Origin of the sequence: Shewanella sp. FJAT-51649, assembly GCF_019457435.1 — a bacterium.
GTDB classification, from domain to species: domain Bacteria; phylum Pseudomonadota; class Gammaproteobacteria; order Enterobacterales; family Shewanellaceae; genus Shewanella; species Shewanella mangrovisoli.
Genome location: NZ_CP080411.1, coordinates 377,384 through 396,130, shown reverse-complemented (window position 1 = coordinate 396,130; position 18,747 = coordinate 377,384). Strand labels below are relative to the sequence as shown.

The 18,747-nt window shown below is 47.9% G+C and carries 14 protein-coding genes and 4 tRNA genes; 12 read left to right on the top strand and 6 right to left on the bottom strand.

Features of this window, described 5'->3' with window-relative positions:
* The first annotated feature begins 76 nt into the window (after positions 1–76).
* From K0H59_RS01895 to K0H59_RS01870, 6 genes are read left to right on the top strand one after another with little or no spacing between them, the layout of a single operon-like run.
* Positions 77–2,254: a type I secretion system permease/ATPase gene (locus tag K0H59_RS01895; RefSeq protein WP_220054482.1), complete on the top strand. Its 2,178-nt coding sequence runs from the start codon at positions 77–79 to the stop codon at positions 2,252–2,254.
* Entirely contained in the window at positions 2,251–3,633 is a 1,383-nt protein-coding gene (locus K0H59_RS01890; RefSeq protein ID WP_088212630.1) for an HlyD family type I secretion periplasmic adaptor subunit, read from the top strand. The genes K0H59_RS01895 and K0H59_RS01890 overlap by 4 nt, the downstream gene beginning before the upstream one ends.
* A 26-nt stretch (positions 3,634–3,659) precedes the next feature.
* The gene (locus tag K0H59_RS01885) at positions 3,660–5,075 is read left to right on the top strand and encodes a TolC family outer membrane protein (protein ID WP_088212629.1); all 1,416 of its coding nucleotides are present in this window, start codon (positions 3,660–3,662) and stop codon (positions 5,073–5,075) included.
* Entirely contained in the window at positions 5,072–5,680 is a 609-nt protein-coding gene (locus K0H59_RS01880) for an OmpA family protein (RefSeq protein WP_220054481.1), read from the top strand. Before K0H59_RS01885 ends, K0H59_RS01880 begins: the two co-directional genes overlap by 4 nt.
* 18 nt (positions 5,681–5,698) lie before the next feature.
* Positions 5,699–6,406, top strand: coding sequence for a transglutaminase-like cysteine peptidase (locus K0H59_RS01875; protein WP_220054480.1), 708 nt, complete (start codon positions 5,699–5,701; stop codon positions 6,404–6,406).
* 8 nt (positions 6,407–6,414) lie between these two features.
* A complete protein-coding gene (locus K0H59_RS01870) occupies positions 6,415–8,334 on the top strand; it encodes an EAL domain-containing protein (RefSeq protein WP_088212626.1) in 1,920 nt (639 codons plus the stop codon).
* Between the two features lie 183 nt (positions 8,335–8,517).
* Here K0H59_RS01870 and K0H59_RS01865 read toward each other — a convergent pair.
* From K0H59_RS01865 to K0H59_RS01850, 4 genes are all read right to left on the bottom strand, one after another.
* A tRNA-Pro gene (locus K0H59_RS01865) sits at positions 8,518–8,594 on the bottom strand.
* Between the two features lie 53 nt (positions 8,595–8,647).
* A tRNA-Pro gene (locus K0H59_RS01860) sits at positions 8,648–8,724 on the bottom strand.
* A gap of 15 nt (positions 8,725–8,739) precedes the next feature.
* Positions 8,740–8,815, bottom strand: a tRNA-His gene (locus K0H59_RS01855).
* Between the two features lie 52 nt (positions 8,816–8,867).
* A tRNA-Arg gene (locus tag K0H59_RS01850) sits at positions 8,868–8,944 on the bottom strand.
* A gap of 208 nt (positions 8,945–9,152) precedes the next feature.
* Here K0H59_RS01850 and K0H59_RS01845 point away from each other — a divergent pair.
* Positions 9,153–11,783, top strand: a complete 2,631-nt coding sequence (locus K0H59_RS01845; RefSeq protein ID WP_220055542.1) for a diguanylate cyclase domain-containing protein — start codon at positions 9,153–9,155, stop codon at positions 11,781–11,783.
* 29 nt (positions 11,784–11,812) lie between these two features.
* Here K0H59_RS01845 and rep read toward each other — a convergent pair whose 3' ends face one another.
* The gene (rep, locus tag K0H59_RS01840) at positions 11,813–13,828 is read right to left on the bottom strand and encodes a DNA helicase Rep (RefSeq protein ID WP_011621182.1); all 2,016 of its coding nucleotides are present in this window, start codon (positions 13,826–13,828) and stop codon (positions 11,813–11,815) included.
* Positions 13,829–14,043: 215 nt separating this feature from the next.
* On the opposite strand from rep, the gene ubiK reads away from it, so the two are divergent.
* The 3 genes from ubiK (at position 14,044) to K0H59_RS01825 (ending at position 15,150) form a co-directional block, all read left to right on the top strand.
* On the top strand, positions 14,044–14,298 hold the full coding sequence (gene ubiK / locus K0H59_RS01835; RefSeq protein WP_011621181.1) for a ubiquinone biosynthesis accessory factor UbiK: 255 nt from the start codon (positions 14,044–14,046) through the stop codon (positions 14,296–14,298).
* A 94-nt stretch (positions 14,299–14,392) separates the two neighbouring features.
* A complete protein-coding gene (locus K0H59_RS01830) occupies positions 14,393–14,725 on the top strand; it encodes a hypothetical protein (protein WP_088212640.1) in 333 nt (110 codons plus the stop codon).
* A 59-nt stretch (positions 14,726–14,784) separates the two neighbouring features.
* On the top strand, positions 14,785–15,150 hold the full coding sequence (locus K0H59_RS01825) for a hypothetical protein (protein WP_220054479.1): 366 nt from the start codon (positions 14,785–14,787) through the stop codon (positions 15,148–15,150).
* On the opposite strand, the gene K0H59_RS01820 is transcribed toward K0H59_RS01825, so the two are convergent.
* Positions 15,147–16,313: a winged helix-turn-helix domain-containing protein gene (locus K0H59_RS01820; protein ID WP_220054478.1), complete on the bottom strand. Its 1,167-nt coding sequence runs from the start codon at positions 16,311–16,313 to the stop codon at positions 15,147–15,149. The genes K0H59_RS01825 and K0H59_RS01820 overlap by 4 nt on opposite strands.
* A 236-nt stretch (positions 16,314–16,549) precedes the next feature.
* Here K0H59_RS01820 and K0H59_RS01815 point away from each other — a divergent pair, with 236 nt between their 5' ends.
* Both K0H59_RS01815 and creD read left to right on the top strand, forming a co-directional pair.
* A complete protein-coding gene (locus tag K0H59_RS01815) occupies positions 16,550–17,077 on the top strand; it encodes a hypothetical protein (RefSeq protein WP_088212622.1) in 528 nt (175 codons plus the stop codon).
* 162 nt (positions 17,078–17,239) lie between these two features.
* Entirely contained in the window at positions 17,240–18,712 is a 1,473-nt protein-coding gene (creD, locus tag K0H59_RS01810; RefSeq protein WP_220054477.1) for a cell envelope integrity protein CreD, read from the top strand.
* Positions 18,713–18,747: the final 35 nt, after the last annotated feature.

The window sequence follows — 18,747 nt, the reverse complement described above, 5'->3', positions numbered from 1 at the left end:
TATGGCCTATAGAAATATAGGCCATCATGACCCATAATTCTGATAATCAAATAAAAATCAAAGGATCGATAAGTCGGTGCCTGTTACAGCCTCAGAAAAAGTTGAGCAGTGGACTATTTCCGCTTCACAGCGGGTAATAGTCGACCCTCTACTTGATTGTTTAGTGTTGCTCACTGAACATTTTGGAAATCCATGCTCAAGTGATTCACTTGCGGCAGGTCTGCCTTTGTCTGGAGCAGCCTTAACGCCAGATTTAGTCCCTCAAGCAGCCTCACGAGCAGGATTAGCAGCAAAATTATCGCGCAAAGGGTTGAATGAAATATCCCCGATATTGCTGCCATGTATTCTGTTATTGAAAGACAAAAAAGCCTGCATCCTACGCGAACTCAACCTCGAATCCGATAGAGCGGTGATTCAACTGCCTGAAACTGGCGGTGAAGAAGTACTCACAATAGAGTCACTCGAAACCTTATATGTCGGCTATTTATTCCTCGTGAAGCAGGAATACCGAGGCGACATGGGGTTCGATGTTTACTTGCATGACAATAAGACCCATTGGCTCGTACAGACCTTAAAAGACTCTGCGCCAATTTACCGAGATGCGTTAATCGCCTCGGTACTGGTCAACATCTTTGCGCTCGTCTCTCCTCTGTTCATCATGAACGTGTATGACAAGGTTGTGCCTAACCTAGCCTTCGAGTCGCTTTGGGTATTAGCTATAGGTGCATCCATCGCCTATCTATTTGACTTAGTCATGCGACAACTACGCAGCTACTTAATTGATGTTGCAGGTAAAAAGGTCGATATTATCGTTTCGTCTCAGTTGTTTGCTAAAGCGATTGGTATCCCTTTAGAAAGGCGCTCTCCCAGTATCGGCGGCATGGCGAAACAGCTCGGAGAATTCGACAATATTCGCGAGATTTTAACCTCAGCAACTATCACCACGCTGGTCGACTTACCGTTTGCGCTATTTTTCCTCATCATTATTTATATTGTTGCTGGTGATTTAGCGGTTATTCCCGTGGTCGGCGGCTTAATCATTATCGGTTTTACCCTTTATACCCAACCCAAGTTAAAGGCGGCGATTGAGGAAGGAAATAAGTTTTCCAGCTTAAAACACGGTCATCTGATCGAAAGCCTCTCGGCACTGGAATCAATTAAAGCCAACGGTGCCGAAGGGATTGTGCAGCGAAGCTGGCAGCAGATGATAGGCCATAGCGCAAACTGGCAACTGAGATCGAAAAAGCTCTCCAACTCAGTTTCCAATATGGCAAACTTCATCGTGCAATTTACGGTTGTATGCGTAGTGATTTTAGGGGTCTACCGGGTTGCCGATAACGCCATTTCCATGGGCGGGATTATTGCGGCAGTGATGTTATCAAGCCGAGCCATAGCACCAATGGCACAGCTAGCAGGTTTGATGACCCGCGCCAACCATACCGCTAGCGCATTGCGCCAGCTCAATGAGCTGATGGTGCAAGAAGACGAATTCGAGAACAAAGGTCATCTCGTCAGCAAACAACGTTTGATGGGTAAAATCAACGCCGATCACGTAGGTTTTAGCTATCCAGGTTCTGAAAAGCCCGTGCTCTATCCTATGACGCTCACCATTAATCCGGGTGAGCGCATTGCCATCATTGGCCGTAATGGTTCAGGTAAGAGTACGCTCGCCAAGCTATTAGTTGGCCTATTCCAACCCACCACCGGAAGTCTGCGTTACGATGGCGTCGACTCGGCGCAAATTCATCCTAGCGATCTGCGTCGTAACTTTGGCTATTTGCCGCAGGACGTCACCCTGTTCCATGGCACCATCAGAGATAACATTCTGTTTGGAACCCGCCAAGTAACCGAGCATCAACTGATCCGTGCAGTACAACTTTCTGGCGTCAGTCAGTTCACCCACTTGGAAGCAGAGGGTCTGGATCAGCAGGTTGGTGAAGGCGGTATGTCATTGAGCCGCGGCCAACGACAAACCGTTGCGCTTGCCCGTGCGACACTTAACGACCCGCCAGTGCTGTTAATGGATGAACCCACAGCCAGTTTGGATGCCCGAGCAGAGCAGCAATTTATTCGCTCCATGCAAAATGTCAGCAAGGACAGAACTTTACTGCTGATCACTCACAAAATGCATTTATTACAATTGGTTGACCGCATAATCGTATTGGAACGTGGCCATGTGGTTGCCGATGGCCCTAAAGCTGAAGTGTTAGAAAAACTCAATTTTGGCCTAGTGACTGGAGGCCCTAAAAAATGAGTAAGAATCTAACCGCAAATGATTTGGACATGGTGGATGATGTTTATGGCGCCATGATGACCGATGCCCCCAGTGGGCACAGGCTCATTATTTGGGCCTTAGCGGCAATGGTTGCCTGCTTCCTGTTATGGGCCGGGTTTGCTCAATTAGATAAGGTCACCACAGGTTCAGGTAAAGTGATCCCCTCATCGCAAGTGCAGGTCATCCAAAGCCTCGATGGCGGTATCATGCAGGAGCTCTATGTCCGTGAAGGCGATCTCGTCACTAAAGGCCAACCTTTGGTTCGCATCGATGACACGCGTTTTCGCTCCGACTTTGCTCAGCAGGAACAGGAAGTCTTTGGTTTAAAAACCAATGCGATCCGTATGCGGGCCGAGTTAGATAGCATATTGATTTCGGACATGACATCCGACTGGCGTGAGCAAGTAAAAATCACTAAAAAGGCGTTAGTCTTCCCAGATAATCTGACAGAGGCTGAACCTGCCTTAGTGAAAAGGCAGCAAGAGGAATACAACGGCCGTTTAGATAACTTGAGCAATCAGCTGGAAATTTTGGTGCGTCAGATCCAACAAAGGCAGCAAGAAATTGACGATCTCGCCTCAAAAACCACGACCTTGACCACCAGTATGCAGCTGATTTCTCGTGAGTTAGAGCTCACTCGGCCACTGGCGAAAAAAGGCATTGTGCCTGAGGTGGAATTACTGAAGCTTGAACGCGCCGTAAACGATGCCCAAGGTGAGCTCAATTCCTTACGATTGCTAAGACCTAAGCTGAAGGCCGCATTAGACGAAGCGATTCTCAAACGCCGTGAAGCCGTATTCGTTTACGCCGCCGATCTTCGTGCGCAGCTGAACGAAACTCAGACTCGTTTATCACGCATGAACGAGGCTCAAGTCGGCGCGCAGGATAAAGTCAGTAAAGCGATTATTACCTCACCGGTGAACGGCACTATTAAATCTGTGCATATCAACACTCTGGGTGGTGTTGTTCAGCCTGGTGTCGATATCGTTGAAATCGTGCCCTCCGAGGACCAACTGCTGATCGAAACGAAAATCCTGCCTAAGGATATCGCGTTTCTTCACACCGGATTACCCGCAGTGGTTAAGGTCACAGCCTACGATTTTACCCGTTACGGCGGCCTAAAAGGTACAGTCGAGCATATTAGTGCCGATACATCACAGGACGACGAAGGAAATAGCTTCTACCTTATAAAGGTGAGAACCGAAGAATCCAGTTTAATAAAAGACGATGGCACAGAGATGCCAATTATCCCGGGGATGTTAACAACTGTTGACGTTATCACCGGACAAAGATCCATTCTTGAGTACATTTTAAATCCAATTTTAAGGGCTAAGGATACTGCGCTCAGAGAGCGTTAAGCCTGTTATAAACCGGGAGGTTTGCAATGAAGACTTCAGTAAGACGACAATTTCAATGTTCAAAACTAGCTGTTGTATTGTCAGTGATACTGTTACCACTTTCGGCTCAAAGCCAAACACTAGAGCAAGCGGTAGCATATACACTCGATACCAATCCAGACTTGCGCGTTGCCTTTAACCGCTTCAAAGCCAGAGAAGAGCAAGTAAACCAAGCCATTGCTGGCTACATGCCAACCATTGATGTGACTGGCGGCTATGGTTATGAGCAAACAGACAGTGTATCGACTCGCCGACGTCCTAATGTAGGTGATGTTGATAGCAGTGGTGTTGCTGAGCTGAACCGTGGTGAGTTTGGGGTTAGCTTAAAGCAAATGCTATTCGATGGTTTTTATACCAGCAGTGAAGTTGATCGTTATAGCTTTGAAGCCAGTGCAGACCAATGGGCTCTGCTAGCAGCAGCAGAGGATATGGCGCTGGATGTCAGTAAAGTCTACTTAAACTATCTGCGTACCGATGAAGTGCTCAAGCTGGCAGAGAAAAATCTCAACAGCCATAAAGAGATTTACGAGCAAATCAAACAACGTACCGACTCAGGTTTAGGTTCAACGGCGGATCTCTCGCAAATCACCGGTCGTCTAGCACGTGCCAATGCTAACGTGATTTCGGCGCGTAATAATTTGCTTGATGCTAAAGCACAGTTTATCCGTGTTGTTGCAGCCGATCCTGTTGATTTAATTCAACCAGTACCGGATGCAGATCTACTGCCTAAAGACCTCAACTCAGGTCTTACCGATGCGCAGGAAAACCATCCCATTCTCAAATCTGCGGCCAATGATATTCGTGCTGCCGAAAATGAGCGTTCTTCAGTACAAGCCAGTTACTACCCTCAGGTTTCGTTAGAACTGAATGGTAACTGGAACAACGATGTGGGCGGTGAAGACGGCGTTAGCGCGTTAGCCAGCCAAAACGTCGGTGGCTACAACAACGATCTCGTGGCTATGGTGAGAGTAAGATACAACCTGTTCGCAGGTGGTAAAGATCTCGCCCGCGAAAAAGAAACCGCTTACAAATTAGGTGAAGCCAAAGAAATCCGTCAACGCGCACAACGCGAAGTGGTTGAAGGCGTGAACTTGGCTTGGAACGCCTATGAAATGTTAGCGCCGCAAAAGCAATATATCCGCGACCATGTGATGGCGGCAAAAGACACCCAATCAGCCTACGCCCAACAATTTAACTTGGGCCAACGCAGCTTACTCGACTTACTCGATACCGAAAACGAACTGTTTGAGGCGCGTAAGGATTACTTACAGGCCGAGTATGATGAAATCACCGCCAAATATCGTGTACTCAACTCAACTGGACGTTTACTCGACTCCTTAAAAGTGACTCGTCCAGAAGCATGGCGTGGTGAACGCAACTACGAGGGAGGAGCCAACCAATGAAAACCGCAATCCTATTTATGAGCGTGGCACTTTTAGCTGGTTGTTCCATGCGTGATACAGTTAATATTGAAGAAATGACAACGACTCAAGCCTATGATCTGTCGGATAAAGATGGTGATGGTGTGATTGAAGCCCGCGAGCGCTGTAACGACACAGCCAAAGGTGCTGGCATTGATAATTACGGCTGTGGTCAAATAAAAGCAATCAATGAGCGCAAGGATATCAATATCTTATTTCCAAACGACTCAGCTTATATTGCCCCAGAGTATTATCCACAGATTGAAGAAATTGCGATGTTTCTCCGTCAATACCCAACGACCAAAGTGACCATCGAAGGCCACACGAGTCGAACAGGTACTGATGAACGAAACGCCGTGCTCTCGCAGGAACGTGCCGACGCCGTGACTGCGGTACTCGCCGATCGCTTCAGTATCGATAGAGCAAGACTAACCGCCATTGGCTACGGCTCCAGCCGTCCACTGGTGTTGGAACACACGCCGGATGCAGAAACGCGTAACCGACGAGTGGTCGCAGAAGTCACCGGTGATGATACGACGGCAGATATGAAATGGACCATTTACTCTGTCGATGAACCCACTAAATAAAGGCTAACAGAATAGGCTATGAACGGCAGGCTAAGGGATTACAATTCGTTTTTGCGGGCCTGTCGCTTAAGCCTAATCGCGTCTGCGCTAGCGGTCGGCTGTTTGTATGCCAGTCCGACTCAAAAGCTAGATGAAGCCAAGATTACCTCAACGCTGGAGAAGCGTTATGGTGAGCGCGCGGGTATGCGTGCAAGAGCTTGGTTTAAAGTGGTGGCAGAAGCCAGCACGCTCGATGAAAAAGAAAAGCTATTGAAAGTGAACAACTTCTTTAATTTATTCCGCTTCGTCGATGACATAAAATTATGGGGAGAATCAAACTATTGGGCCACTCCGATGGAGTTTATTGGCGTGAATGGTGGCGACTGTGAAGACTTTTCCATTGCCAAATATTTCACACTACTCCAATTAGGCGTGCCCGAAGATAAGATGCGGATCACTATGGTTAAAGCCACTAGCGTGAATCAGTATCATATGGTGTTGGCTTACTATGACACCCCTTCGTCTGTCCCTTTAGTTCTCGATAACCTCGACCATGTCATTAAACCTGCCACCCAGCGTAGAGATCTCGTTCCTGTTTACAGCTTCAACGGTAAACAGTTATGGCTGAATAAAGAACAGGGACGAGGCGTTTTAGCAGGCTCGTCGACACGACTCGAAAAATGGAATGACCTTAACCATAGGTTAGGGGTTGACCGACTCAGGCAGCCCAAATTAAAACTGGAGTAGCACCAAAGATGACACTGTTTAGACAGATATATTCGCTGCTTTTTAGCCTGTTCTTGCTGGTTGTTGCAAGCCTTGGCTATGTGCAATTTACTGAGACACAAAGCTTTTTGACCAAGCAAATGGAATCGGATCTAAACAATACCAGTACCTCGCTTGGACTCATGCTTACTCCTGCACTGCAAGCTGGCGATACCGCCGCAGCCGAAACCTTAGTCAATGTGATTTTTGAGGGCGGCTATTACAAGAACATTAAGCTGACCTGGATGGTTGATGGTAAACAGCAAGAATGGAACAACCCACTCAAAATTGAAGACGTTCCTCAGTGGTTCATCAATTTAAAGCTATTTAAGACCATCAAAAAAGAAAGCACTATCACTTCTGGATGGTTACAACTCGCTCAACTAGAAATCACCGCTCATCCTGGCTTTGGTTACCATGAGCTATGGCGAATTATGTCTAATACTATTATCGCCTTCTCACTCCTCTTTTTAGTCGCTATTTTTACCGCAAGATTAGGCTTAACTTGGATTTTAAAACCGCTGCATGCCTTATCTGATCATGCTAAAAAGATCGCCGCACGCCAGTTTGGCCCCGACATGCCATTACCTAAGACCACAGAACTCAAAGACTTGGTTACCGCATTCAACAGCATGTCAGCCCAGCTTAAACAATTATTCCAATCCCTCGATGAAGAAGTCGGCTCTTTACGCAAAAAGAACCTCACCGATCCTGCATCAGGGTTACCTAATCGCCAATACGTGGTCAGTCGCCTCAATGGCTGGTTGAGCGAACCGAGCAGCGGCGCCCTATTCTTAGCTAAACTCGACTGGCTCGAAGAGGTTCACAGCAAATATGGCTATCAAGTGCGAGATGAAACCATTCGTCTATTAGCCGAAAAACTGGTTCAACAGCTAAATGAAATCACCCCATCGGTTATTGCGCGTATTGCTGCGTTTGAATTTGCCTTCCTCGTTACCGATGTCGAACACGATCAAATCAGTAAGTACCTGCAAACCCTGATCCGCACCATCAACCAAGAAATCTCTAAAGCGGGCTGTAAGCCAAATGAGAATTTTGCCATCGGTGTTGCTGAACGCATCGGTCAGATGAAGGTGTCCGATATTCTGGCGCAGGCGGATAACGCGCTGCAAAAAGCCCTGAAGGAACATAAATCCTTCCATTGGTTCGAAACCACAGAGCAGCAGTTGTTCACGCGTGAGCAATGGCGCGACAACTTAAGCCATGCTATCAGCAATAAGAAATTTAAATTCCGCTGGCAGCCGATTCAATTTTGTAATGGCGATGGTATCGCCCAGCGAGAACTCTATTGCCAACTCGAGCTTGGCGATAAGGTTGCCCATGCAGGCCAGTTTATGCCCTATATCGAACTGCTCTCACTCGGCTCTCTACTCGATAAGTGCCTGATTGAGACTGTGTATGAGCAAAAGCTACTTGAGCGTAACTATGAGCCGCTGGCAATCAACCTGACGCATCAGAGTATTAGTGATACCCAGTTCCACGACTGGCTCAATCACTTCCTGCGCAGTACGCCACAGGTTGAACGCATCTGCTTTGAAATCCCCGAAGCCGGCGTCTACAGCGATTTAGAATCCTGTGTGCTGTTATGCAATATTATTCGTGATAATGGTGCTAAGTTTGGTATCGACCACTTTGGCCGTCAATTTGGCTCAATGTCGTACCTTCAAGAGCTAAGACCAAGTTACGTTAAGCTCGACCAATCCTTCTCCTACTACGACGAAGCCTCACATAATAGCGAGCTCTGCCGCGCTATTATCAATGTCGCTAAGGGATTAGATATTCAGGTGATAGTGACAGGTATCCAAGAGAAAGCACAGCTAGAGCGCTTTAACGAGCTTAAAACTGATGCCTATCAAGGCTTTATCGCCCCACCAGAGAATATTGACTAAGTCGGATCTCGTTACATTAAGGCTCCTTAGGGAGCCTTAATTATTTGAGGGGTGAGTGAATAAAGTATCGCAGCACCTCATTGCGCAATCACGACGAAACAACAAGGCACGAATAAAGACGTTTAAGAGACAGATACAAAAAAGCCCCAGTGATTCCGAAGAATGCTGAGGCTTCAATGTAATTGGTCGGTGATAGAGGATTCGAACCTCTGACCCTCTGGTCCCAAACCAGATGCGCTACCGGACTGCGCTAATCACCGTAACTGTCAACTATTTGCTTGAAAACTCAAGCGCGCTAGTCATGCGAAGAATGTGGTCGGTGATAGAGGATTCGAACCTCTGACCCTCTGGTCCCAAACCAGATGCGCTACCGGACTGCGCTAATCACCGAGATGTTAAATGAAATGGGGTGACTGATGGGGCTCGAACCCACGACAACCGGAATCACAATCCGGGACTCTACCAACTGAGCTACAATCACCACTGACTTTCACTTTACTGCTAACCTCAAGCTCACAACTCATTCGGAGAGATGGTGCGCCCAAAAGGATTCGAACCTTCGGCCTCACCCTCCGGAGGGGTGCGCTCTATCCAGCTGAGCTATGGGCGCTCGCCTTGGTTAGCGCCGCATATAGTATGGACAAATAGCCCTTGAGTCTATAGCTGTTTTGCACTTTTTTTACTGACTGCTCAAGTTTTGATACATTCGCATGCTTTTTCAGCGGAATGACAGCGCAAATATGGCTTGGATGTTACGGTATTTCGTGTTAATTATAACGTTTGGTAAACAATTAACGCAGAACTGATTAGTGAGTATCATGTTTAGGGATGAAGATGGAACTACCCCGCCTCGAGCTCATGAGGTTGAACGCTTAAAAAAGAGACTGAATCGCCTCAAATATTTGGCGCATAAGTATAAGCGTGCCGAAGTCGTTCAGAATGCGTTACTCGAATTATCCCATATTGCGACTCAGGTTCCTTCACTCGAAGAATTCTATCTAGGTGTGCATCACCACCTAAAGCAACTGATCTCTGCCGATAATTTTTTTATTGCCACTCTAGATGTGAATAGCGGAGACATTTCGGTTCCCTTCTTCGCCGATGAAAAAGACGTCCACCCCGCCCAACTTTATCCCGAGCAATCGCTTTCCACACTGCTACAACAGGGCTTAACTGGCTATGTCTTTCGCACTGGCGAAACCGTATTGTGCGATGAGGCTAAAGTTGACGAACTGGTTCATGCGGGAGAGATAGTCAATCTCGGCTCGCCTTGTCACCTGTGGTTAGGAGTGCCCATTAAACATGAAGGCATAGTGACCGCGGTACTCGTAGTACAAACCTATGATACCAATGTAAGTTACGGTGATATTGAGGTCGAGTTAATGACCTTTATTTGCCACCACATTGCTGGCGTAATGGAAAGGCTTAAACATCAAGAACAACTAGAACAAGCCATTCAGCAACGCACCAAGGAACTCAGCCAAGCCTACGATAAACTCAAGCAAGAAGTGTACGAGCGACGTAGAGCCGAGCGGCTGCAAAAATCATTATTTGAGATAGCAGAGCTAGCAAGTTCAGGTTCTGACAACCCAGACTTCTATTCCCAGCTGCATAATGTCATTCGTCATCTGATCCCGGCTAATAACTGCTATATCGCGCTTTTAGATGAAGAAGGTACTCACCTAACCTTCCCGTTTTACGTGTCGCAATTAGGTAATCAACATCCAGGTTCTAGGCCCTTGCAGGATGGGTTGACCGAGTATGTGCTGAAACACAAGCGCCCACTCTTGCTCGATCAAAATGATATCAATGAGCTGATCCAATCAGGTGAACTCTACGCTAAGGCACCAACGCTGAACCACACTCAAACTATGCATCAATGGATAGGTATTCCATTGTTTATTCACGACGAAGTGCGTGGCGCCTTGACCATCTACAGCTTTAGCATGACCCAAAACTACCAAACGAAAGATTTGGAGTTACTGACGTTTGTGTCCCAGCATATTGGTGCTGCCATCGAGAAAAAACTCGTCGCGGAATCATTACGCCGTAGTTATGAAGAATTAGAAGAAAAAGTGGCGGCCCGCACCACGGCTCTTGCCGAGTTGAATAAGGATCTTGAAAAAGAAATCCGCCAACGTCGCAACATGGAGGCCAAGCTCGTCCATGATGCCAAGCACGATGCGCTCACTGGACTGCCAAATCGCGCCATGTTTATGGAGCGCCTCAACCAAGCCATTAAACACGTGCGTCGCCATAGCCTAGAACAGTTTGCTCTGCTGTTTATCGACCTCGACCGCTTCAAGCAGATTAACGACACTATGGGGCATTTAGAGGGGGATAGATTCTTAATTGAAACCGCCACCCGCCTACGCGCCTGTATTCGCAGTAACGATACCTTAGCCAGACTCGGTGGCGATGAGTTTGTTATTCTGCTCGATAGCATTAATGGTATTAACGATGCCCGCGATGTGGCCGAGCGGGTGATTCAAAAAATCTCACTCTCTTATAAATTAGGCGCAGTGGAATTCCACTCAGGCGCGAGTATCGGCATCACCATCAGCGGCAACAAGCTGGATACTAGCGAGTCTATGCTGCGCAATGCCGACACCGCCATGTACCAAGCCAAGGCGAATGGCAAAGGCTGCTATGTGATTTTCGACGATAGCGCCTCTCAGCAAAAGATGCAGGATATTGCCTTCGAGAATGACTTTAAACAGGCGCTGCAAATCGGTGAGTTACAGCTTCAATTCTTACCTGTTGTCGATTTACAGACACAGCAAACCCAAGCTTTAGAATGCCGTTTAACCTGGGAACATCCACAGTGGGGTACCATTCCACAGGAGATCCTCAGCCAGTTAGCCGAGCAAGCTAACCTTATGGTCGAACTGGATAAGTATACGATTAGCTTGCTGGATAAGAGTTATCATCAACTGCTGGCCAGCCAAGGGGATAAAGTCGAATTACACCTTATGCTGTCGAGCCAACATCTAAAGCATAAGCACGTACTACGCGGCCTTAAAAACGCCCTAAAACAGACTAAACTTGCGCTGCCGCAGCTATGGCTGTTTTTTAATGAAAAGGCGTTAGTGCTGGAAACAGAGAATCACATTAATGGCTTTGAGTTGTTGAAAAAGCTGGACGTGAACTTGGGTATCAGCCACTACGGCAGTGGCCACAGCTCATTAAATAGTTTGTTATTCTTACCCATCAAGGGCTTAAAGCTCGATGGGAACATCATCAAGCAACTGCCGGATGAACAGCATATTAAGCTGATGTCAGCCTACCAGAAAGCTGCCTCGACCTTAGACTTACAAACCTTTGTCGATGGGCTGCAATCCGCAGAGCAGATTAAGATATTCCTGGCCTTAGGTTACCGCTACGGCCAAGGCGGTGCCTTAGCTCACCCTTTTTTATTGGCAGACACCACACAACAGGTCTGTGCCTGAATGCAGTGATCACATGATAAATCCTGTGATTACTGCTTTTTAAACATATCCCTTAAATTCGAGATATGGCTGCGCCCGGTCTGCATACGCTCCTGCTCGGTTTGCTGCGGTTTACGGTTTTCCCAAATAAGGTCATCCTGCGGTAACTCATGCAGGAAACGACTCGGCTCGCAGCGCATGGTTTCACCAAACTGGCGACGCTCACGGCAGAGGGTAAACCATAGCTCGCGTTGCGCGCGCGTAATCCCCACGTACGCCAGACGACGCTCCTCGTCGACGTTATCTTCATCTATGCTGGTTTGATGCGGCAGAATGCGCTCCTCAACCCCCACCATAAACACGAAGGGGAATTCCAGCCCTTTAGAAGCATGCAGCGTCATTAGTTGCACCTGATCGCCGCCTTCATCCTCGCTGTTACGCTCCATCATATCCCTAAGCGTCAGGCGGTTAACTACCTCAGGTAAGGTCATTGGTTCTTCTAACTCATCCCCCGAGAGCATTTCCGTCACCCAGCGATACAACTCGGAGATGTTTTTCATCCGCATCTCGGCAGCCTTGGCACTGGTACTGGTCTCGTATAAATAGTCTTCGTAATTAATCTTACGGATCAATTGTTTTACCGCCTCAACCGGCTCGCCTCGCTCGGCGTGCTCCCCAGTATCGACAATAAAGCGGCCAAATTGATACAAGGCCGACATGGCATTAGGCGGCAAATGATGATTCAGCTCTGGGTCAAAAATCGCCTCAAACATGGAGATATGTTTCTCGTTTGAGAAGTTACCCAAGCGCTCTAAGGTCGACGGACCAATGCCGCGCTTTGGTAAGTTCACCACCCGCAAAAAGGCGTTATCATCGTCGGGATTTACCACTAATTTGAGGTAGCCCATGATGTCTTTAATCTCGGCTCGGGCAAAAAACGAGGTGCCACCGCTTAACTTGTAGGGGATACGGTTAGTCATTAGTGCCCGTTCGAGCAGACGAGACTGGTGATTGCCCCGGTACAGAATCGCGTAGTCACCAAATTGGGTACGGCCGACAAATTTGTGGCGAATGATTTCGGCGACGACACGCTCGGCTTCTTGCTCCTCATTGGCGGCAAACAGCACCCGCATCGGCTCACCATAAGCCAGTTCGCTAAATAACGACTTATCATATACATGGGGATTGTTGGCGATAAGGATGTTAGCCGCCCGCAAAATACGTTGGCTAGAACGATAATTCTGCTCGAGTTTAATCAGCTTAAGCTTTGGGAAGTCTTTGCCCAACAGCACTAAGTTCTGTGGCTTAGCCCCGCGCCATGAATAGATAGACTGGTCGTCGTCCCCCACCACGGTAAAACGCGCGCGCTCGCCCACCAGTAACTTGACCATTTCATACTGGGAAGTGTTGGTATCCTGATATTCGTCCACCAGCAGGTATTGGATCTTGGTTTGCCAGCGCGTACGTACTTCTTCGTGATGCCTTAGCAATAGGGTCGGTAGCAGAATTAAGTCATCGAAATCTAAGGCGTTGTAGGCTTTCATATGCTGGGCATAACGCTGATACAACATGGCAAACAACTGCTGCTGTTCATCCTTTGCCAGCTTGCGTGCCTGGTCGGGAATGATCAGCCCACCCTTCCAGTTGGAAATAGCTCCCGCAAGGGCTTTGAGTAAGTCTTTATCTTCCTGTAATTCTTTTTGAGTCAGCTCTTTAAGGAGCGCGAGCGTGTCTTGATCATCGAATAACGAGAAACCTGGCTTTAATCCCAGCACTTTATGCTCACGTTTTACAATCTCAAGCCCCAGTGTGTGGAAGGTCGAAATCCACAAACCTCTAGCCTCTTTGCGCCCCATGGACTGTGCGACCCGCTCCTTCATCTCGCGCGCCGCTTTGTTGGTAAAAGTCACCGCCGCGATATTGCGCGCATTGTAGCCACACTTTTGCACTAGGTAGGCAATCTTGTTGATAATTACGCGTGTTTTGCCACTGCCCGCGCCCGCTAACACTAAGCAGGGACCCGAAACATAATGAACAGCATCATTTTGGGCAGGATTGAGTTTCATCTTCGCGCAATATCCAAACAAGTCTTCAGAAGGGGGATGGGATCATAGCAGAAGCTAAGGTTTTAAGGCCAACAAATCCCCTTGCAATCGTTATTACACCGCCGTGACAAAGCGCGCAATCGTGGCGATGAGCACAACCCAATCCGCGGCTTTACTTTTGAAAGCTAACGTACTGAGTTACAATTCATCCATTCAGCAAAGAGGCGGACAAGATTATGATCAATCCAAAGAAAATCGAAGAAATGGCGAAGCAACTGAGCGACAGTTTGCCCAGCGGTCTTAAGCAATTTGCCGGTGAATTTGAAGAGCGCAGCAAGCAAGTGCTGCAAAATCAATTGCTCAAGTTAGATCTGGTTTCCCGTGAAGAATTTGAAGTACAGCAGCATGTTTTACTAAAAACCCGCGAGAAGTTAGAAGCCCTGCAGGCACAAGTGAACGAGCTTGAGAAAAAGCTTAACGCCGCGGACTAACTTATAATGCATGTTTGAAAGAGCACAGTTAGCGATAGCGCAGCTGTGCTTTTTTGTTTTTAACACTTCAAGCATTGAGTCACTTAGGGAAATGATGCAACAACTCGCCAGCTATATTCTCGCCATTCAAGGTTATCCTAGCCCGATTTCAGTGGTGAGCCACACCCAAGAGCAGCACAGTTATCGGGACGATAATGCGGAGATTTGCGAATCTTTGACCTTGTATCACTTTGACAACGGGGTTGTGGTCAGCCTGTTAAGCGAGCAAGATACACAGGCTGATGAGTCAGACATGGTTTGCGCAGATTATTGGCTAAGCTATCGCGTCGTGACGGCCGATATCGAGATTTCGCCGCAGCAAAAGTCCTTTAGTAATCTCTGCCAACAAGGCTTTTGGCTTAAGATGCAGCAAGGGCTTACCGAGTGAGAATAGTTGTGGGCGCCAAGCCTTAAGCGCTCGAGTTCGAATCGTCAGGGAAGAAGACAATGGATACCGCAAGCACCACTTTCTATCAGGACTATCTGCTTTGGGGATTGTTACTCCTTGGCGGCCTGCCACTGCTCAGTTATCCCTTTGTGGTCCTCGCAAGCCTGATGGGGCTTGCCAGCCGCACCACGATTAAAGTGCACTGGTTTTACCGACTGATGAATAAGAGTTTTCTGTGGGGAACCCTAGCTTATCCCTTAGTGTACATTCCCTGCTATTGGCTCGCGCGTGGGGAGAATAGTTCATTATCCTTAGTCTATGCCAGCCTGCCACTGCTCTTTTTAGCACTGCTGTACCTGTGCTTTCGCTGGATGGATGTGCCCACTAAAGACAAGCACACAGATAACGACAAAGATCCCGATTAAATCTTCTGCTGCCGTGCGTATTTTTGTTTAAATGCCTTATGGTTAGCCTTCACCAGTTTCCAGCGGCTGCAACCATTAAAACGCGCATACTCAGTGACTGCCGCCTCAAATGCAGCGCAAAAGTCATCATCCATGCCATCGAATCCAGCTTCTAAGGTCAGCTGCTGTAATAGCAGTAAACCGCTTTGCCGCTCGGCTTTAACATCCACTCGACCCACGAAGCGGTCACGCCACAAAATTGCGAGGGAGTAATAGCCATATTGGCGTTTTTCGGCGGGCACATAGACTTCAATTTGATAATCAAAATCAAACCATTGCTTTAATCGTTGCCGCTGAATTAATAGATTATCGAAGGGATTGAGTAACCAGACTCGATTGGGTATCGCAGCGGTTATGTGCAGCTCGGGGCGATAAAAATACCATTGCCCTTCGGCCTTAAAGCTCGCTAATTCACCTTGGGACTGCATTGCGGTTAATTGCTCATTCACATTAGCTTTTATGCCTTTGCGCAGATATGCCATTTGCGCCGCCGAGCCAAAGGCATGGGCATCGAGGTAGCGCTCAATCAAATGGCGAGCAAATTCGCTCTCACCCGGTGCTTGGGTATTGATATGACTTGGGAGCACACGCTCGGTAAGATCATAACATTTTTGAAATTTCTCCCGCCGCACCACCATTAGCTCGCCGCGCATAAACAACTGCTCTAGCGCCTTTTTGGCGGGTTTCCAGTCCCACCAGGCGCCGTTTTTACCTTCGGTATGTTCAAAGTCACTGGCCTTGAGTGGCCCTTCGGCACGAATGCGGGCGCGCACTTCCTGCATCACTTTATCGTCCGGCTCGAACCAATGTTTCCCCCCATTTTGTAGCAGCTGTTTACGCTGCAAACTAAAGCGGTAATCGGCAATGGGCAGATAGGCCGCCGCATGGGACCAATATTCAAAAATCTCCCCCTGTGCTAACGCAGTATCTAGCATCTGCGTTTGATACTGCGGCATCCGGCTATGCAACACATGGTGATGTGCCCGCTCGACCACATTGATGGAGTCGATTTGCACATAACCAAGGCGTCTAATCAGCTCGCTAACCGAAGCGTGAGGTTGCAACAAACCTTGATGCTGCATATTCAGCTGTAACCATTCACGGGGTGAAAAAGGGCTCGACATGCACTCTCCAAAGGCCAATAACAGTGAATAACAACCTCAAATTGATGCCCTTATCGGCTTATTATCCAAGGGATAGTTGTCTCACTTTTGTCGGATATTTCGCAAACTTAGCGTGAATTAGCCAGCTCACGAGTAACTTGAGTTAACATAAGCCATTTCCTCGCTAAGGGCTATCGCTTTACCTTGAGACAAACGATGCGCTCATTCAAGGTTAGCCCGTCATTAAGGATTGATGAATGAATATCTATTATCGCGAAGCCAAACTCTGCGGTCGCAAAACTGGCAATGGCACTAAGCTGCCATTTTTGATGAATATGCTGTACTCACTCGCTGCAAAGAATGGCGATTTGCAACCCTTTGCCATGGAGGATATTCAGGCCGTCCTGTTTAACCAGCATCAATCCATTGGCTGCTCCATCAAAGCAGCTTTGCCCATAGTCTCTTGGCGTAGCGAAGCCATTTGGTACGAGCTATTCAAAGGTGAAGCGCCCGTATATCTACCCCAATGCATTACTTTTACCAATGGCGCCGTCGACTTTGCGATTGTCGTGATTGGCGATGAGTATGAGTTACGTATTTGGCCCGATGCCAATAATCGTGAGCGTGAAAGACACCAATGGTTTTCACACCATGCCGCCGTCTACTCGGATGAAACCGAAATCTTTAAGGAATGTCTTGAGACCTTACTCAAACATATCCGCAAGGAAGATGACTACGAGGCCAAACACCCCAAATTTGGCAAAAAGCCCCAAGCCGAGACCTAAGATTTAGCTCGTATCTGGGCAATTGCCATAATTTTGCCACTATTGATCAGCAACTTGCCCGCAACTCTTGCGGGCAAATCTGTTTTAATACCCGCCGTGATATCGAGTTAGCACCACAAAAGACCGTGGCGACTCGCGCGTATTTCATAGGGAATGAAATCCATGTTTAACATTATTTTCTGGGTGCTCACGTTACTGAGTTTGGCGCTATTTGGCGGCGCCATCTATTTAGTGGCACGTGCACTCCTTAAAAAACTCAATCGTGATCAAGGAACGGATATGTCAGCACTGGAACAGCCTGCCACAGCAAAGGTAGCTGCATTGAAAAACACCACGCTATTAAAAGCCTTAACCATTGGCATACTGTCGATTGTGGCCTTGCTACCGCTTGGGATCATTATGGACATGACGTCCGATCGCGAAGCCCTGTACCACAGTGTGGTCGATGAAATCGGCCGCTCATGGGGCGAACAACAAACTCTCTCAGGCCCAGCGTTGGTGATCCCCTACAGCTATTTTGTGATGCAGGAAGAAGTCAGTAACGACGGCAAAACTCGCCACGAAGTAAAGCGCACCTATCAGGACGAGCTGGTGATCCTGCCGAAAAAACTCAGCCTCGATTTAGATTTAAAACATGATTTCCGCACCCGCGGCATTTACCAATCTCTGGTGTATAACGCGGCGCTTAAGGGGCAAGCTGACTTTCGCTTAAACCGTTACGACATTCCTAACCTTATCGCCTTCGATAATCAAAATGCCCGTCTAGTCTTTGGGGTGTCATCGAATCAAGCAATTGATAAAGTGGAAAAAATTGAGGTGACAGGCGATTCAGTCATACTCTCTGGCTCACTGATGTCGGGCACAGGTTTGGCGACTGGCGGCCTAGAGAAAGGTTTTAACCAAGGGATCCAAGTCGGCGAAGCGAGTGATTTTAGCGTGAACTTTGCCATGACGCTGCGCGGCTCACAGTCGATTAGCGCCCTGCCATTAGGCGAACAAACCCTGCTGAATATCCATGCCGACTGGCCGCACCCCAGTTTTAAAGGCTTACTCCCAGCAGAGCGTGAAATCACCGCCAATGGATTTACTGCCAACTGGAATATCAGTCACTTAACCCGTAACTATCCGCAAGAGTTTATTAAGAGTAACCAATCGACACTTACGGAAGTGGTGGCCAATGCCATGCTGTTTGAGCCAGTGACCCATTACGGCAAGATTGAGCGCTCAGTCAAATACGGCCTGTTGTTTATCGTACTGACTTTTATCATGTTATTTATCTTCGAGCTGGGTCAAAAGACCAGCCTGAGCACAGTGCAATACATGTTGGTTGGCAGCGCCATGGCCCTGTTCTACCTGCTATTACTGTCACTCTCGGAGCACCTTGCCTTCCTGCAAGCCTATCTGATCGCCGCCTGTATTCCTGTACTGTCGGTATCCGCCTATGTGGGCAGCGCCACCGCCAGCCTTAAACGTGGCGGGATTGTCGGCACTATGCTGGTGAGCTTGTATGCGGTGCTGTACTCGATACTGCAACTAGAAGATTACGCCCTGTTGATGGGCACTGGCTTGTTACTCGTCGTTTTACTGATTTTGATGTTCGTGACCCGCCATCAACCGAAGAACACAGTGCAATAGCACCTACCGCTCCACCCTTGAAGACCCCCGGCAGC

Excerpts from the sequence above, each read along its gene's own strand:
- K0H59_RS01820 (WP_220054478.1), bottom strand. The coding sequence starts at position 16,313 with ATGTCGAGCCCTTTTTCACCCCGTGAATGGTTACAGCTGAATATGCAG.
- K0H59_RS01815 (WP_088212622.1), top strand. The coding sequence starts at position 16,550 with ATGAATATCTATTATCGCGAAGCCAAACTCTGCGGTCGCAAAACTGGC.
- K0H59_RS01885 (WP_088212629.1), top strand. The coding sequence starts at position 3,660 with ATGAAGACTTCAGTAAGACGACAATTTCAATGTTCAAAACTAGCTGTT.
- ubiK (WP_011621181.1), top strand. The coding sequence starts at position 14,044 with ATGATCAATCCAAAGAAAATCGAAGAAATGGCGAAGCAACTGAGCGAC.
- K0H59_RS01830 (WP_088212640.1), top strand. The coding sequence starts at position 14,393 with ATGCAACAACTCGCCAGCTATATTCTCGCCATTCAAGGTTATCCTAGC.
- K0H59_RS01870 (WP_088212626.1), top strand. The coding sequence starts at position 6,415 with ATGACACTGTTTAGACAGATATATTCGCTGCTTTTTAGCCTGTTCTTG.
- K0H59_RS01880 (WP_220054481.1), top strand. The coding sequence starts at position 5,072 with ATGAAAACCGCAATCCTATTTATGAGCGTGGCACTTTTAGCTGGTTGT.
- K0H59_RS01890 (WP_088212630.1), top strand. The coding sequence starts at position 2,251 with ATGAGTAAGAATCTAACCGCAAATGATTTGGACATGGTGGATGATGTT.
- K0H59_RS01825 (WP_220054479.1), top strand. The coding sequence starts at position 14,785 with ATGGATACCGCAAGCACCACTTTCTATCAGGACTATCTGCTTTGGGGA.
- K0H59_RS01875 (WP_220054480.1), top strand. The coding sequence starts at position 5,699 with ATGAACGGCAGGCTAAGGGATTACAATTCGTTTTTGCGGGCCTGTCGC.
- rep (WP_011621182.1), bottom strand. The coding sequence starts at position 13,828 with ATGAAACTCAATCCTGCCCAAAATGATGCTGTTCATTATGTTTCGGGT.
- creD (WP_220054477.1), top strand. The coding sequence starts at position 17,240 with ATGTTTAACATTATTTTCTGGGTGCTCACGTTACTGAGTTTGGCGCTA.
- K0H59_RS01845 (WP_220055542.1), top strand. The coding sequence starts at position 9,153 with ATGTTTAGGGATGAAGATGGAACTACCCCGCCTCGAGCTCATGAGGTT.